This window comes from Pseudomonas sp. NPDC087358 (assembly GCF_044900785.1).
Taxonomy (GTDB): domain Bacteria; phylum Pseudomonadota; class Gammaproteobacteria; order Pseudomonadales; family Pseudomonadaceae; genus Aquipseudomonas.
In genome coordinates, this window is record NZ_JBJDOA010000006.1 from 241,215 (window position 1) to 254,993 (window position 13,779).

Here is a 13,779-nt window from a genome sequence, read left to right on the forward strand (position 1 = left end):
TAGCTCAGCCATCAGCCATTGCGATGGCTAAAGGTAGTCAGGGCTTTCTCGATGCATTGCCCGGTTTTGCCGAACGCCTGGACGCTGACTTCCGAGAACGGTCCGCCGCCCTGATCAGCGATCACCAGCATGATCACGCGACCATTGCTGGCCAGCGAGCGGATCAGCAGGTTCTCGCCGCTGAACAGGCCGCGCAACTGCGCGGGCAGCAAGGCCGAGAACTGCGCATTGTTGGCGGGCGTCAGGCGCAGTTGCGTGGCTTGCGCCAACAGTCGCTGCAACACCGTGCTGTCTTTATAAGGAATGAGCAGTGCGGCGGCGGATTTGTCCACACCGGCAATCTGATGCACCCGCAGGCTATCGCTCTTGCGATCGATCATCAGCAGTACCGCCCGTTGCATGCCACAGGCCAGCAGCGCATCACGCGCGCAGGTGGTCAGGTGCATGGCATTGGTGAACAGGCTCGGCTCCTTCAGCAGATCGCCGCAGTACTTACGCCAGGTCTGTAATGCCTCGGCCGATGGGGGTGGCGCTGGCAGCAGCCCTTTATGCACTCGGCGTGCATCCCAGGGCCAGAGCAAGGCTTCTGCCGGGTGCCAGACACCGGGCGCTGCATGCTGGCGCGCACTGGCGGCAGCGTTCTGATGCACCTGTTGCTGCAGGTCCATCAATGGCTGTTGCAGGTAAAGGCTGGTCAGTAATTGCCAGCGCAGGTTGTGCGGCGTATCCCAGGCTTGTTGTGCCGACAGCGCCAGGCCGTTGGCCAGCAGAATGGTGTTGGCTGGCTGATTGAGCCAGCGCTGCAGCGGCAGGTCAGCATCCAGGTGTTGCTGCTGCTTGATCGGGTCGGCTTCTTCGTGGGCGATGCGCAACACCTTTACCAGATTGCGCTGTTCACCGATCAGCAAGCTATAGCCCTGAGTCACCCAGATCGGCAGCCGCCAGTGTTGCGCCAGGGCCTGACACAAGTGCACCAGGCGCACGCCAAACAGGGCTTTTTCCACGACCTTTGCCGATTCACCCTTATGGATCACCCGCAGTTCCCATTCTTCCAGCAGCTTGGGGTGCGCCAGCGCCATGGGCCACAACGGCGCGAGAAACAGCAGGCTGCCCAGATGGATGTCCTGCCACAGCCTGGCCAGTTGGTTGGCGAACAGGCCGTAAGCCTGCTGCGTGGCGTGCTGGCTGACCAGCTGCAGCTGGCGCAGCGCCACCGGGATGTTTTGCAGCTCGACGCTGGGCAGGCGTGCCAGCAGGGTGGCGGTGCGCGCCAGCCCCAGTCTGTTCAGCGCAACCTCCAGGCTTTCGGCAGGCTCGGCCAGACCGCTGCTGTGAACGTTGGCTTCGCGCAGCACGCTCAGTACCAGCGCAGGGCTGTCCTGCATCAGGTCGGCAATCTCGCGCAACGAGCGGCGGCTGTCATTGAGGGCTGCGTTGACTCTGGCATGGGCGAGGGCGGGCACGGGCAGGGCAATGCCGTCCAGCTGCTTGATCCAGTGATCGAGTGTCTGCGGAACGGGGAGCGATGAGGCTTTATCTGATGGCATTAACAAGGCCCGTACGGCTGGGAGGTTTAGATCGACGTCCAATGATGGCATCATGCCGGCCTTCGCGCTGCTGCACCCGAGCCAGACGCCAGACAGGATTTTCGCCTGTTTTGACTATAGTCTGGCGCACTCATGCCGATAAGTAGAACAAGAGTTTTGAACGCTTCTCGCACAATGACCATGAACCCGACTCAGTAAAGTATTTCTACCTATGGCAAAAATTATCGGCATCATCGTCGTTTTCGCGAGCGTCCTCGGCGGATACGTACTTTCCCACGGTCAGATCGCGGCCCTGATCCAGCCTTTCGAGGTGATGATCATCGGCGGCGCGGCGCTGGGTGCTTTTCTGCAGGCCAACCCGGGCTACATGACCATGCTGGTCATCAAGAAATCCTTGAAGATGTTCAGCTCCCGGTTCACCCATGGCTATTACCTCGAAGTGCTGGGCCTGGTGTACGAGATCCTCAACAAGAGTCGTCGCGAAGGCATGATGGCCATCGAAGGCGATATCGAGGAGCCGGAAAACAGCCCTATCTTCGCCAAGTACCCTGGCGTGCTGAAAGACACCCGCATGATCGCGTTCATCTGCGATTACCTGCGCATCATGTCCTCGGGCAACATGGCTCCCCATGAGCTGGAAGGCCTGTTCGACATGGAATTGCTCAGCATGAAGGAAGAGCTTGAGCATCCATCCCACGCGGTGACCGGTGTGGCGGACGCCATGCCCGGCTTTGGTATCGTTGCGGCGGTACTGGGTATCGTGGTCACCATGGCGTCCCTGGGTTCGGGCGACAAGGCGGCCATCGGCATGCACGTAGGTGCGGCACTGGTCGGTACCTTCTTCGGTATCCTCGCGGCGTACGGCTTCTTCGGCCCGTTGGCCACTTCCCTGGCACACGATGCCAAGGAAGAAATGAATGTCTACGAATCGATCAAGGCGTCGCTGGTGGCATCGGCCTCGGGCGTGCCGCCTTCGCTGGCCGTCGAGTTCGGTCGCAAGGTCTTGTATCCGGCGCACCGCCCCAGCTTCAGCGAGCTGGAACAAGCTGTCCGCGGTCGTTGATCCATGGAAAATAATCAGCCAATCATAATCAAGCGCGTCAAGCGCTATGGTGGCGGGCACCACGGCGGCGCCTGGAAAATCGCTTTCGCCGACTTCGCGACGGCCATGATGGCGTTCTTCCTGGTGCTGTGGCTGATGTCTTCGGCCACCCCTGAGCAGTTGATCGCCATCGCCGGCTATTTCAAGGACCCCGTCGGTTTCTCTGACAGCGGCTCGCCGTACGTCATCGACCTGGGCGGCTCGCCGGAGATGTCGCCTGACCAGACCCTCAACCCTGAAGTGAAATCCACCCCCGCGCCAGACAAGGTGCCGGTGGATGCCGACAAACAGGATGCGGCGGCCGAGCAGGTCGAGCAGGAGCGTCTGGAGATGCTGCTGCAGGAGTTGCAGAACAAGGTCAACGAGAACCCGCAACTGGCCAAGTTCAAGGACCAGATCCTGTTCGAGATCACTCAGGACGGCTTGCGCATCCAGATTATGGATGCCGAGAACCGGCCAATGTTCGACATCGGCAGCGCGCGTCTGAAGCCTTACTTCGAAGACATCCTGCTGGCCATGGCCGACACCATCAAGGCGGTGCCGAACAAGGTCAGTATCAGCGGCCATACAGACGCAACGCCTTACGTCGGCAACAATGGTTTCGGTAACTGGGAGTTGTCGGCCAACCGCGCCAACGCGGCACGTCGTGCGCTGCTCGCCGGGGGGTATCCTGATCCGCAGGTGGCGCGTGTCGTGGGCTACGCCTCGTCCTCGCTGTACGACAAGGAAAACCCGAACAATCCGGTCAACCGCCGCATCGACATCGTGGTGCTGACCAAGAAGGCCCAGGCGCGTATCGAAGGCGACCAGAACGCTGGCGAGGCACCCAAGGCGGATCCGTCCGCTCCGATATCACCCACCGCGCCGGCGGGCAAGCCGGGCGCCTCGACCGCAGCACCCGCGGTTGACCCGCAGGCTTATGCGCAGCCACACGAGATCCGGCAGAAGCTGAACATCTTCGATCAAGGGCAACTGAAGATCGACGAGACCAAGAACTGATATCGGGTTCTGACAAAAACGCCGCGATGATCGCGGCGTTTTTGTGTGTGGCAGGTTTTAGTAACTACTTTCCGGCAGGCTCGCGATGATCGAGCGATAGCTGTTCATCCGCTGTTGCTGCACACGGCCATCTTCCAGGGCCATGAGCAGCGCACAGCCAGGCTCGCGGTCATGCTTGCAGTCGCGGAAGCGGCAGGTACCGATCAGGTCGTTGAATTCGATGAAGCCTGCCTCGACGTCGGCGCGGCTGACATGGCCCAGGCCGAACTCGCGGATACCCGGTGAGTCGATCAGGTCGCCGCCGCGGGGGAAGTGGAACAGGCGGGCGGTGGTCGTGGTGTGCGTGCCTTGCCCGGAATATTCCGACAAAGGCCCGACCCGCGTGCCGACTTCAGGCAACAGGCTATTGACCAGCGACGACTTGCCGACACCGGACTGGCCGACGAACACGCTGATGTGGCCGTCCAGCTGGTCCTGCAGATCCTGCATGCCGTTGCCATGATGCGCCGACACTTCCAGGACCGGGTAACCCAGTGTTCGATAGACCGCCAGCAACGCGTTGAGCGCGGGGGCGTTTTGCTCGTCGATCAGGTCGTATTTGTTCAGCAGCAGCAGCGGGCGAATGCCGGCATGCTCGGCGGCAACCAGGTACCGATCGATCAGATTGGCGTGGGGCTCTGGCGCAGGCGCAAAGACGATGACGATGAGGTCGACGTTCGCGGCGACAGGCTTGAGTTGGCCCCGGCTGTCCGGACGGCACAGTTCGGTGCTGCGCGGCAGTTGCGCGACGATCACGCCGATGCCCTGGTTGCCCGCACGCCAGACGACCTTGTCGCCGGTGACCAGCGCAGGCAGGTTGGCGCGCAGGTGACAACGGAACACCTGACCGCTCAGTTCGCCTTCCTGCGCCTCGACTTCGACCTGCACGCCGAAATGCGCAATCACCAGGCCCGTCTGTTCCGGGCCCAGATCGCCGCCTTCCAGTGTTTCCAGCGCTTGCGATTCGCGTTTGGCGGCACGCGCGGCGCGCTCGCCTTGAATCTTTTCGATGCGCCAGTTCTGGCGGCGATTGAGTTGGCGTTTGGCCATGGGTGTTCAGTGTCTCGTTCTATGTCGCATAAAGCTGCTGAAGGGTGAAACGCGAGGGAGTCTAGCATGCCCGCCTGCGCTAAACTGCGCGCCTATGCTGAGGAGCCGACATATGCAGAACAAGCAGAACCTGATCTGGATCGACCTGGAAATGACCGGTCTGGACCCTGATAACGACGTCATCATCGAAATGGCGACCATCATCACCGACAGCGAGCTGAACACCCTGGCTGAGGGGCCGGTCATCGCCGTGCACCAGAGTGATGACTTGCTTAACGGCATGGACGAGTGGAACACCCGCCAACACGGCGGCTCGGGCCTGACCCAGCGCGTGCGCGAGAGCAAGGTTTCTACCGCACAAGCCGAAGCCATGACCCTTGAATTCATCAAGCAGTGGGTGCCGGAGCGCAGCTCTCCGATCTGCGGCAACAGCATCTGCCAGGACCGCCGCTTTCTTTATAAGCGCATGCCAGCCCTGGAAAACTACTTCCATTACCGCAACCTTGACGTATCGACGCTCAAGGAACTGGCCGCGCGCTGGTCGCCGGAGCTCAAGTTCAAGAAAGGCAGCACTCACCTGGCCCTGGATGATATTCGCGAGTCCATCGCCGAGCTGCGTTTCTATCGTGAGCACTTCATCAAGGTCTGAAGCGTCCTGGGCAAAAGGGGCGTGGCTTCTCATGCCCTCTTTTGGTGCTCTGGCCGAGTGGTTAGACTGCGGCCTTTCTTGCAGGGACTGCCGCCATGTTGTTGATGCTCTACCTGATCGCCATCACCGCCGAGGCCATGACCGGCGCGCTGTCTGCCGGACGTCGAGGCATGGACTGGTTCGGCGTCGTGTTGATTGCCTGTGTCACCGCGCTGGGTGGCGGTTCGGTGCGCGACGTGCTCCTGGGCCACTATCCGCTGACTTGGGTCAAACACCCGGAATACCTGATCCTTACCAGTGTGGCGGCGTTGCTCACGATCCTCATCGCCCCGCTGATGCGCCACCTGCGCTCGCTGTTTCTGGTGCTCGACGCCCTTGGCCTGGTGGCGTTCACCCTGATCGGCTGCATGACCGCTCTGGAGATGGGATTGAGCATGATGGTCGCAGCGGTAAGCGGGGTGATCACCGGGGTTTTCGGCGGGATCTTGCGGGATATCTTCTGCAACGACATCCCGCTGATTTTTCGCCGCGAGCTATACGCCAGCGTCTCGTTCGCGGCCGCCTGGTGTTTTCTGCTGTGTGATTACTGGGGGCTGCCGGTGGAGCAGGGCACGCTGATCACACTGTTCGGCGGGCTGTTGCTGCGCTTGCTGGCGATCAGGTTTCACTGGGAGATGCCCAAGTTCGTTTACAAGGATGGGCATTGAGAGGACATAGCCCCCGTAGGCGTGAGCTTGCTCGCGATTGGCCAGCCAACGCGATGCGATAGCGCCTGCGCGAAATGTCATCGCGAGCAAGCTCACTCCTACAGGTACGATGTTGTCCGGCGTAGTTCATGCTGGCGCAACGCCCACTGCACATGCTCGCGCACCATCTCTGAGGGGTGTTCCGATCGAGCCTTCAAGGCTTCGATAACGGGAATGCTCGAAGGCGCGTTGCCCAGACCTACCGCCAGATTCCGCAGCCAGCGCTCATACCCCGCACGACGTAAAGGCGAGCCCTCGGTGTTGCTGAGGAAGGTCGCCTCGTCCCACAGGAACAATGTGCTCAGTTCGGCGTTGTCCAGTCCATGGCGCGGCTTGAAGTCGGTCTGGTCGGTGGGGCGGGCAAATCGATTCCATGGGCAGACGATCTGGCAGTCGTCGCAACCGAACACTCGATTGCCGATCATCGAACGCAATTCTTCGGGAATTGAAGTCTTCAGCTCAATGGTCAGGTAGGAAATGCACTTGCGCGCGTCCAGCACGTAAGGCCCGACGAAGGCGTTGGTCGGGCAAATGTCCAGACAGGCCGTGCAGCGACCGCAATGCTCGCTGGCATGGGGCTCATCTACCGGTAGTGGCAGGTCGACGAACAGCTCGCTGAGGAAGAAATAGCTGCCTGCCTTGCGATTGAGCACCAGGGTGTTCTTGCCGATCCAGCCTAGGCCGGCCTGTTCGGCGATGGCCTTCTCCAGCACGGGCGCGCTGTCGACGAAGGCGCGAAACCCGAACGGTCCGATCGCCAGCTGGATTCGCTCGGCCAGCTGCTGCACGCGTTTGCGGATCAGCTTGTGATAGTCGCGGCCCAACGCATAGCGCGAAACGTAGGCTTTCTCGGGCTGGGCGAGCAATTGGGCCATTTGCGTGTCGCCTGGCAAGTAGTCCATGCGCAGTGACACAACCCGTAACGTTCCAGGCACCAATTCGTCGGGATGCGAACGTTTGCTGCCGTGGGCTGCCATATAGTCCATCTCGCCGTGATACCCGGCTTCGAGCCAGCGCTCAAGGTGCTGCTCGTGTTCGGCCAGGTCCAGCCCCGAGATGCCCACCTGCTGGAAGCCGAGCTCACGTCCCCAGTCCTTGATCGATTGGGCAAGTTCGGTCAACCCGGCAGCCGTCAGAGGCACAGGGTTTGTGGATGAATCTACAGTTATCGCGGACATGCAAAGAGGACACCGGGGCGCAGGTGCGTATAATTCTGCCAGACATCGGAGCTTAAAGACGCATGTTACACAGTAAACCCCCATTACCCGACGCGCTGTATAGCGCAGCCCAGGTGCGCGACCTTGATGCGCGCCTGATTGGCGCCGGCACGCCCGGCTTGGAACTGATGCAGCGCGCGGCTCATGCGGCGTGGCGGGCGCTGCGTCGGCACTGGCCTGACGGGCGGCAACTCACTGTGCTGGCCGGGCGGGGCAATAACGCCGGCGACGGATACCTGATCGCCGCATTGGCGCAGCGTGCTGGCTGGCAGGTCAAGGTCTTGGCGGTGGGCGATTGCTCTGCACTGACGGGAGACGCGGACGCCGCTTATAAAGAGGCACGCAGCGCTGGCGTCGATGTGCAGCCCTGGGGGCCGCAAGCGCTGGCCGGCATCGTGGTCGATGCACTGCTCGGCACGGGCCTTGCGGGTGAGGTGCGCGATCCTTACGCGTCGGTCATCAAACAGCTCAACGACAGCCAGCTGCCGGTCATGGCGGTGGATATCCCTTCAGGTCTATGCGCTGATACCGGCCGTACCCTGGGTGTGGCCGTGCATGCCGACCTCACGGTGACGTTCATCGGGCTGAAAATAGGCCTGTTCACTGGCGATGCGCCTGATCTGGTTGGCGAGTTGGTGTTTGACGACTTGCAGGCAGACCCGGCGATCGTTGCGCAGACGCCGGTCAGTATTAAGCGTCTGGATACCTTCAATCTGCCCCGTCTGGCGCCTCGCCCGCGCACTGCGCACAAGGGCATGTTCGGGCGGGTGCTGGTGATCGGCGGCGATCTGGGTTTTGGCGGCGCAGCGCTGCTTTCGACTGAAAGCACACTGCGCTGCGGTGCTGGCATGGTGACGCTGGGCACGCGCCCGGAGCATGTGACCGCTGCGCTGGCGCGCTTCCCGGAAGTCATGAGTGCAGGCATCCAGTCGGCCAATCAGCTGATGGCATTAATCGAGCCGGCCACGGTGCTGGTCGTCGGGCCCGGTCTGGGTCAGCACAGCTGGGGTCGCAGCCTGTTGTCCGCTGCCGCCAACGCCGAGCGGCCGCAGGTGTGGGATGCCGATGCGCTGAATCAACTGGCCGAAGGTTTCGTCAGCTTGCCCGACGCCTGCGTGATTACCCCGCACCCCGGCGAGGCTGCGCGTTTGCTGGGCATCAGCACCCAACAAGTCCAGGCGGATCGGCCAGCGGCAGCTCGCGCCCTGGCAGAAAAATATAACGCTGTGTGCGTACTCAAAGGCAGTGGCAGCCTGATCGCCAATACCGACGGCGAGCTGGCACTGGCGGATCATGGCCACCCGGCAATGGCGACCGGGGGCTTGGGCGATGTGCTGGCCGGTGTGATCGGCGCGTTGATGGCGCAAAAAATGCCGGCATTCGATGCCGCATGCCTGGCGGTGTGGCTGCATGCGCTGGCCGGCGAAAAATGCGGCGCGAGCGGGCGGGGTATGGCTGCCGCTGATCTGATTCCTGTTATCCGTCAGCTTCTGGAGGAGCAACAACCGTGTCTGAGTTAACCCTGCATCTGGTGGGTGAAGAAGCCATGACGAGCTTCGGCGCACGGATTGCCCAAGTCACTGAAAGCAATGGCATTATTTTTCTCGAAGGCGATCTCGGCGCGGGCAAGACCACCCTTTCCCGGGGCATCATCCGTGGCCTTGGCCATACAGGTGCTGTAAAAAGCCCGACCTTCACCTTGGTCGAACCTTACGAAATTGGGAGAAATCGCGCGTATCACTTTGATCTTTACCGACTTGTTGATCCAGAAGAGCTAGAATTCCTCGGCATACGCGATTACTTCGAAGCACAAGCGCTTTGCCTGATCGAGTGGCCGAATCTCGGCGCAGGCTTTTTGCCAAAGCCTGACCTGATCATTACCATTAGGCCGCACGCTGAAGGTCGAGCGCTGACGCTTAGCCCGAAAAGCTCGCGCGGCGAGCGGTGGTGTGCCGCTTTGGCTTTGGAATTCAAATAGATATGGGGTTAGGTATGCGCATGCGCGCGCTGGTTACTGTGGTAGGACTGTTGCTGGCGACATTGGCTGTCGACGCGTTGGCCGCTACACAGGTACGAAGTGTCCGCTTATGGCGTGCTCCGGATAACACCCGTCTGGTCTTTGACCTGTCCGGGCCGGTTCAGCACAGCGTGTTCACCCTTCAATCCCCGGACCGTCTGGTAATCGATATCAATGGCGCGACCCTGGGCGGCTCGTTGAGCATCCCGACCGCCAATACGCCGATTACCAGCATGCGTTCGGCGCAACGCACCCCTGAAGACCTGCGAGTGGTCATCGACCTGAAAAAGGCCGTGACCCCCAAGAGCTTCACCCTGGCGCCCAACCAGCAGTACGGCAACCGTCTGGTGGTTGATCTGTACGACAACGCTGCCGATGCCAATCCGACGCCATCGGTCGCCGATACGCCTGCCACTGCAGCCCCGGCGACGCCAGCGGTGCCTGTCAGTCCATCCAAGCCTGAAATCAAGCTCACGCCCGTTCCCAACGGCAAGCGCGATATCGTCGTGGTCATCGATGCCGGTCACGGCGGTGAAGATCCGGGTGCCTCCGGTGGCCAGGGGCAGAAAGAAAAGAACGTAGTGCTGTCGATCGCCAAAGAGTTGCAACGCCAGATCAGCGCCGAGAAAGGCTATCGCGCGGAGCTGACCCGGACCGGTGACTACTTCATCCCGTTGCGTAAGCGCACGGAAATCGCCAGGGCCAAGGGCGCTGACCTGTTCGTCTCCATTCATGCTGATGCCGCTCCGTCTTCTGCGGCGTTCGGTGCCTCGGTTTTCGCCTTATCCGAGCGCGGCGCGACCTCCGAGACCGCGCGTTGGCTGGCAGACAGCGAAAACCGTTCCGACCTGATCGGCGGTGCGGGCGCCGTGAGTCTGGACGACAAGGACCGCATGCTGGCCGGCGTACTGCTCGACCTGTCGATGACCGCCTCGCTGACTTCCAGTCTCAATGTCGGTCAAAAAGTGCTGACCAACATCGGTCGGGTAACGTCGCTGCACAAGTCGCGGGTCGAGCAGGCCGGTTTCATGGTGCTCAAGTCGCCGGATATTCCGTCGATCCTGGTCGAAACCGGGTTCATCTCCAACGCCGCCGAAGCCAACAAACTGGGGGGTGCCAGCCACCAGCAGGCGCTGGCACGTTCCATCACCGCGGGTGTGAAGCAGTTCTTCCAGCAGAACCCTCCGCAAGGGACCTACATCGCCTGGTTGCGCGACAACGGCAAGCTGGCCATGGGGCCGCGTGAGCACACCGTGCGTCCTGGCGAGTCGCTGAGCATGATCGCGGTGCGCTATGACATGAGCATGGCGGCGCTGCGCACAGCCAACAGCCTCAGTTCCGACGAGCTCAAGGTCGGCCAGGAGTTGAGAATCCCCAGCGCAGAGCTGGCGGGTGAACCATGACCGATCTGTTGCTGGATGAACAGGGCCTTGATGCCGACATGGACGCGCAGACTACTGCGGCCCAGGCGGCCCGTATCCAGCTGCTCAGCCCACGGCTGGCCAACCAGATCGCAGCGGGTGAGGTGGTCGAGCGTCCCGCCTCGGTGATCAAGGAGCTGCTGGAAAACAGCCTCGACTCCGGTGCCCGACGCATCGATGTGGATGTCGAGCAAGCAGGCATCAAGCTGTTGCGTGTGCGCGATGATGGCGGGGGTATCTCCTCGGACGACCTGCCGCTGGCGCTGGCGCGACATGCCACCAGCAAGATTCGCGAGCTCGAAGACCTGGAGCGGGTCATGAGCCTGGGCTTTCGCGGCGAAGCGCTGGCGTCGATCAGCTCGGTTGCCCGCCTGACTCTGACGTCCCGTACCCGTGGCGCCGACCAGGCCTGGCAGGTAGAAACCGAAGGCCGCGACATGGCCTCGCGGGTTCAGCCCGCTGCGCATCCGGTGGGCACTTCGGTGGAAGTGCGCGACCTGTTTTTCAATACCCCGGCGCGACGTAAATTCCTCAAGGCCGAGAAAACCGAATTCGATCACCTGCAGGAAGTGATCAAGCGCATGGCGCTGGCCCGATTCGACGTGGCCTTCCACCTGCGGCATAACGGCAAGACCATCCTCAGCCTGCATGAAGCACGCGACGACGTTGCCCGTGCGCGGCGGGTGTCGGCGATCTGCGGCCCGGGTTTCCTCGAGCAGGCGCTGCCCATAGAGGTTGAGCGTAACGGTTTGAAGCTGTGGGGCTGGGTCGGTTTGCCGACGTTCTCGCGCAGCCAGGCCGACCTGCAGTATTTTTTCGTCAACGGCCGGGCGGTACGCGACAAACTGGTCGCCCACGCCGTGCGTCAGGCCTACCGGGATGTGCTGTTCAACGGCCGTCACCCGACTTTCGTGCTGTTTTTCGAGGTTGATCCGGCCGTGGTCGATGTCAACGTACACCCGACAAAACACGAAGTACGCTTTCGCGACGGGCGCATGGTCCACGATTTCCTCTACGGCACCTTGCACCGCGCACTGGGCGACGTGCGCCCGGAGGATCAGCTGGCGGGTACCACTTCTGTCACTGCGCTGGTACGTCCGACCGGGCCAGAAGCCGGTGAATTCGGGCCGCAGGGCGAGATGCGTCTTGCCAACAACGTGCTCGAGACGCCTCAGGGCCCGGCCTGGAATGCCCCGGCGGGCGTCGCTCCCGGCAGCGGCAGCGGGGCGGGCTATCAGTATCAGTACACGCCCCGCCCGGGGTCGGTGTTGCCTGCCGCTGAGACGCGGGCCGCTTACAGTGAATTTTTCGCCCCGCTGCCAGGGGCACAGGCGGCTGCGACCCAGGACGCCGGCGCTGCGCTGCCTGAATCCCAAGGGGACGTGCCGCCGCTGGGCTACGCGCTGGCTCAGCTCAAAGGCATTTATATCCTCGCCGAGAACGCTCACGGGCTGGTGCTGGTGGATATGCACGCCGCTCATGAGCGAATCATGTACGAGCGCCTGAAGATTGCCATGGCCAGTGAAGGCTTGAGTGGCCAGCCATTGCTGGTACCTGAGTCGATCGCGGTCAGTCAGCGCGAAGCCGATTGCGCCGAGGAGCACATGGCGACGTTCCAGCAGCTGGGCTTCGAATTGCAGCGCCTGGGCCCCGAGAGCCTGGCGATCCGGCAGATTCCGGCCTTGCTCAAGCAGGCCGAAGCCAACCGGCTGGTGCACGACGTGCTGTCCGATCTGATGGAATACGGCACCAGCGACCGGGTTCAGGCACACATGAACGAATTGCTCGGCACCATGGCGTGCCACGGTGCTATCCGCGCCAATCGACGGCTGGCGATCCCGGAAATGAACGGCTTGTTGCGCGACATGGAAAACACCGAGCGCAGCGGTCAGTGCAATCACGGACGGCCGACCTGGACCCAGCTGGGTCTGGACGATCTCGACAAACTATTTCTGCGCGGTCGCTGATGAGTGCTCTTCCTCCGGCCATCTTTCTGATGGGGCCGACCGCCGCTGGCAAGACCGATCTGGCTATCGAACTGAGCAAGGTGCTGCCGTGCGAGTTGATCAGCGTCGATTCGGCGCTGGTCTATCGCGGTATGGACATTGGCACCGCCAAGCCTTCAAAAGCGCTTTTGGACAAGTATCCGCACCGGCTGATCGATATTCTCGACCCGTCGCAAAGCTACTCGGCTGCGGATTTTCGCACTGACGCCCTTGAGGCCATGGCGCAAATCACCGCCCGCGGGAAAATTCCTCTGCTGGTCGGTGGCACCATGTTGTATTTCAAGGCTCTATTGGAAGGTCTGGCAGACATGCCGCCCGCCGATGCCCAGGTGCGTGCGCAGTTGGAGGCTCAGGCGCTGGGCAGTGGCTGGCAGGCGTTGCATGATGAACTGGCCCGTGTCGACCCGGTGTCGGCAGCCAGAATCCATCCCAATGATCCTCAGCGGCTGGTTCGCGCGCTGGAAGTCTATCGGGTCAGCGGGATGAGCATGACCGCGCACCGCGAGCAACAAAGTGCGCAAAGTGCTCAAGCTGGCGCTTCGGGGCGGCATCAATTGCCCTATACTGTCGCAAATCTGGCGATCGCACCGACGGATCGCAAGGTATTGCATGACCGAATCGCCCTGCGTTTCGGGCAAATGCTGGACGAAGGATTCGTTGAAGAAGTCGTAGCGTTACGTTCGAGGGGTGACCTGCACTCGAATTTACCGTCTATAAGAGCTGTAGGGTATCGCCAGGTCTGGGACCACCTCGATGGCAACCTGACGCGGGACGAAATGCGCGAACGCGGCATCATCGCCACGCGCCAGTTGGCCAAGAGACAGTTCACCTGGTTGCGAAGCTGGGAAGATTTACACTGGTTGGACAGCCTGGCTTGCGACAATCTGCCACGCGCCTTGAAATACCTGGGTTCGGTCTCCATATTGAGCTGAGTCCTTGCAATAGCCGTCTATCCTTGGGGGGTAACGGCCCAAGCCAATGTTTTC

The 13,779-nt window shown here is 61.6% G+C and carries 12 protein-coding genes; 9 read left to right on the forward strand and 3 right to left on the reverse strand.

What is annotated here, in order from left to right; translation table 11 throughout:
- Window positions 1-11: 11 nt before the first annotated feature.
- Window positions 12-1,547, reverse strand: coding sequence for an HDOD domain-containing protein (locus ACI2KS_RS16300; protein ID WP_404621980.1), 1,536 nt, complete (start codon window positions 1,545-1,547; stop codon window positions 12-14).
- Window positions 1,548-1,758: 211 nt separating this feature from the next.
- Between ACI2KS_RS16300 and motA the strand changes: the two genes are divergently transcribed.
- Together motA and motB are read left to right on the forward strand one after the other, a co-directional pair.
- Complete coding sequence (gene motA, locus ACI2KS_RS16305) at window positions 1,759-2,610, forward strand: flagellar motor stator protein MotA (protein WP_404621982.1); 852 nt, start codon at window positions 1,759-1,761, stop codon at window positions 2,608-2,610.
- Window positions 2,611-2,613: 3 nt separating this feature from the next.
- The gene (gene motB / locus ACI2KS_RS16310) at window positions 2,614-3,648 is read left to right on the forward strand and encodes a flagellar motor protein MotB (protein WP_404621984.1); all 1,035 of its coding nucleotides are present in this window, start codon (window positions 2,614-2,616) and stop codon (window positions 3,646-3,648) included.
- Window positions 3,649-3,705: 57 nt separating this feature from the next.
- Here motB and rsgA read toward each other — a convergent pair whose 3' ends face one another.
- Window positions 3,706-4,737 carry a small ribosomal subunit biogenesis GTPase RsgA gene (rsgA, locus tag ACI2KS_RS16315; RefSeq protein ID WP_404621986.1) on the reverse strand — a complete coding sequence of 344 codons (1,032 nt, stop codon included), beginning with the start codon at window positions 4,735-4,737 and terminating at the stop codon, window positions 3,706-3,708.
- 112 nt (window positions 4,738-4,849) lie between these two features.
- On the opposite strand from rsgA, the gene orn reads away from it, so the two are divergent.
- Both orn and ACI2KS_RS16325 read left to right on the forward strand, forming a co-directional pair.
- Window positions 4,850-5,386 carry an oligoribonuclease gene (orn, locus tag ACI2KS_RS16320; RefSeq protein ID WP_404621988.1) on the forward strand — a complete coding sequence of 179 codons (537 nt, stop codon included), beginning with the start codon at window positions 4,850-4,852 and terminating at the stop codon, window positions 5,384-5,386.
- Window positions 5,387-5,481: 95 nt separating this feature from the next.
- Window positions 5,482-6,093 carry a trimeric intracellular cation channel family protein gene (locus ACI2KS_RS16325; RefSeq protein ID WP_404621990.1) on the forward strand — a complete coding sequence of 204 codons (612 nt, stop codon included), beginning with the start codon at window positions 5,482-5,484 and terminating at the stop codon, window positions 6,091-6,093.
- A gap of 98 nt (window positions 6,094-6,191) precedes the next feature.
- On the opposite strand, the gene queG is transcribed toward ACI2KS_RS16325, so the two are convergent.
- Window positions 6,192-7,310, reverse strand: a complete 1,119-nt coding sequence (gene queG, locus ACI2KS_RS16330) for a tRNA epoxyqueuosine(34) reductase QueG (RefSeq protein WP_404621992.1) — start codon at window positions 7,308-7,310, stop codon at window positions 6,192-6,194.
- Window positions 7,311-7,372: 62 nt separating this feature from the next.
- Here queG and ACI2KS_RS16335 point away from each other — a divergent pair, with 62 nt between their 5' ends.
- The 5 genes from ACI2KS_RS16335 to miaA are packed head-to-tail and all read left to right on the forward strand — an operon-like array spanning window position 7,373 to window position 13,725.
- Window positions 7,373-8,869 (forward strand): NAD(P)H-hydrate dehydratase, encoded by a 1,497-nt coding sequence (locus ACI2KS_RS16335; RefSeq protein ID WP_404621994.1) that lies wholly within the window; start codon window positions 7,373-7,375, stop codon window positions 8,867-8,869.
- Window positions 8,857-9,327 carry a tRNA (adenosine(37)-N6)-threonylcarbamoyltransferase complex ATPase subunit type 1 TsaE gene (tsaE, locus tag ACI2KS_RS16340; protein ID WP_404621996.1) on the forward strand — a complete coding sequence of 157 codons (471 nt, stop codon included), beginning with the start codon at window positions 8,857-8,859 and terminating at the stop codon, window positions 9,325-9,327. The genes ACI2KS_RS16335 and tsaE overlap by 13 nt, the downstream gene beginning before the upstream one ends.
- Before the next feature lie 2 nt (window positions 9,328-9,329).
- Complete coding sequence (locus ACI2KS_RS16345) at window positions 9,330-10,769, forward strand: N-acetylmuramoyl-L-alanine amidase (protein WP_404621998.1); 1,440 nt, start codon at window positions 9,330-9,332, stop codon at window positions 10,767-10,769.
- Window positions 10,770-10,807: 38 nt separating this feature from the next.
- A complete protein-coding gene (gene mutL, locus ACI2KS_RS16350) occupies window positions 10,808-12,754 on the forward strand; it encodes a DNA mismatch repair endonuclease MutL (RefSeq protein ID WP_404622188.1) in 1,947 nt (648 codons plus the stop codon).
- Entirely contained in the window at window positions 12,754-13,725 is a 972-nt protein-coding gene (gene miaA / locus ACI2KS_RS16355; RefSeq protein WP_404622000.1) for a tRNA (adenosine(37)-N6)-dimethylallyltransferase MiaA, read from the forward strand. The genes mutL and miaA overlap by 1 nt, the downstream gene beginning before the upstream one ends.
- Window positions 13,726-13,779: the final 54 nt, after the last annotated feature.

Bases quoted from the DNA above. Each gene is read 5' to 3' on its own strand.
- ACI2KS_RS16300 (WP_404621980.1), bottom strand. From the start codon at position 1,547: ATGCCATCAGATAAAGCCTCATCGCTCCCCGTTCCGCAGACACTCGAT.
- motA (WP_404621982.1), top strand. From the start codon at position 1,759: ATGGCAAAAATTATCGGCATCATCGTCGTTTTCGCGAGCGTCCTCGGC.
- motB (WP_404621984.1), top strand. From the start codon at position 2,614: ATGGAAAATAATCAGCCAATCATAATCAAGCGCGTCAAGCGCTATGGT.
- rsgA (WP_404621986.1), bottom strand. From the start codon at position 4,737: ATGGCCAAACGCCAACTCAATCGCCGCCAGAACTGGCGCATCGAAAAG.
- orn (WP_404621988.1), top strand. From the start codon at position 4,850: ATGCAGAACAAGCAGAACCTGATCTGGATCGACCTGGAAATGACCGGT.
- ACI2KS_RS16325 (WP_404621990.1), top strand. From the start codon at position 5,482: ATGTTGTTGATGCTCTACCTGATCGCCATCACCGCCGAGGCCATGACC.
- queG (WP_404621992.1), bottom strand. From the start codon at position 7,310: ATGTCCGCGATAACTGTAGATTCATCCACAAACCCTGTGCCTCTGACG.
- ACI2KS_RS16335 (WP_404621994.1), top strand. From the start codon at position 7,373: ATGTTACACAGTAAACCCCCATTACCCGACGCGCTGTATAGCGCAGCC.
- ACI2KS_RS16345 (WP_404621998.1), top strand. From the start codon at position 9,330: ATGGGGTTAGGTATGCGCATGCGCGCGCTGGTTACTGTGGTAGGACTG.
- mutL (WP_404622188.1), top strand. From the start codon at position 10,808: ATGGACGCGCAGACTACTGCGGCCCAGGCGGCCCGTATCCAGCTGCTC.
- miaA (WP_404622000.1), top strand. From the start codon at position 12,754: ATGAGTGCTCTTCCTCCGGCCATCTTTCTGATGGGGCCGACCGCCGCT.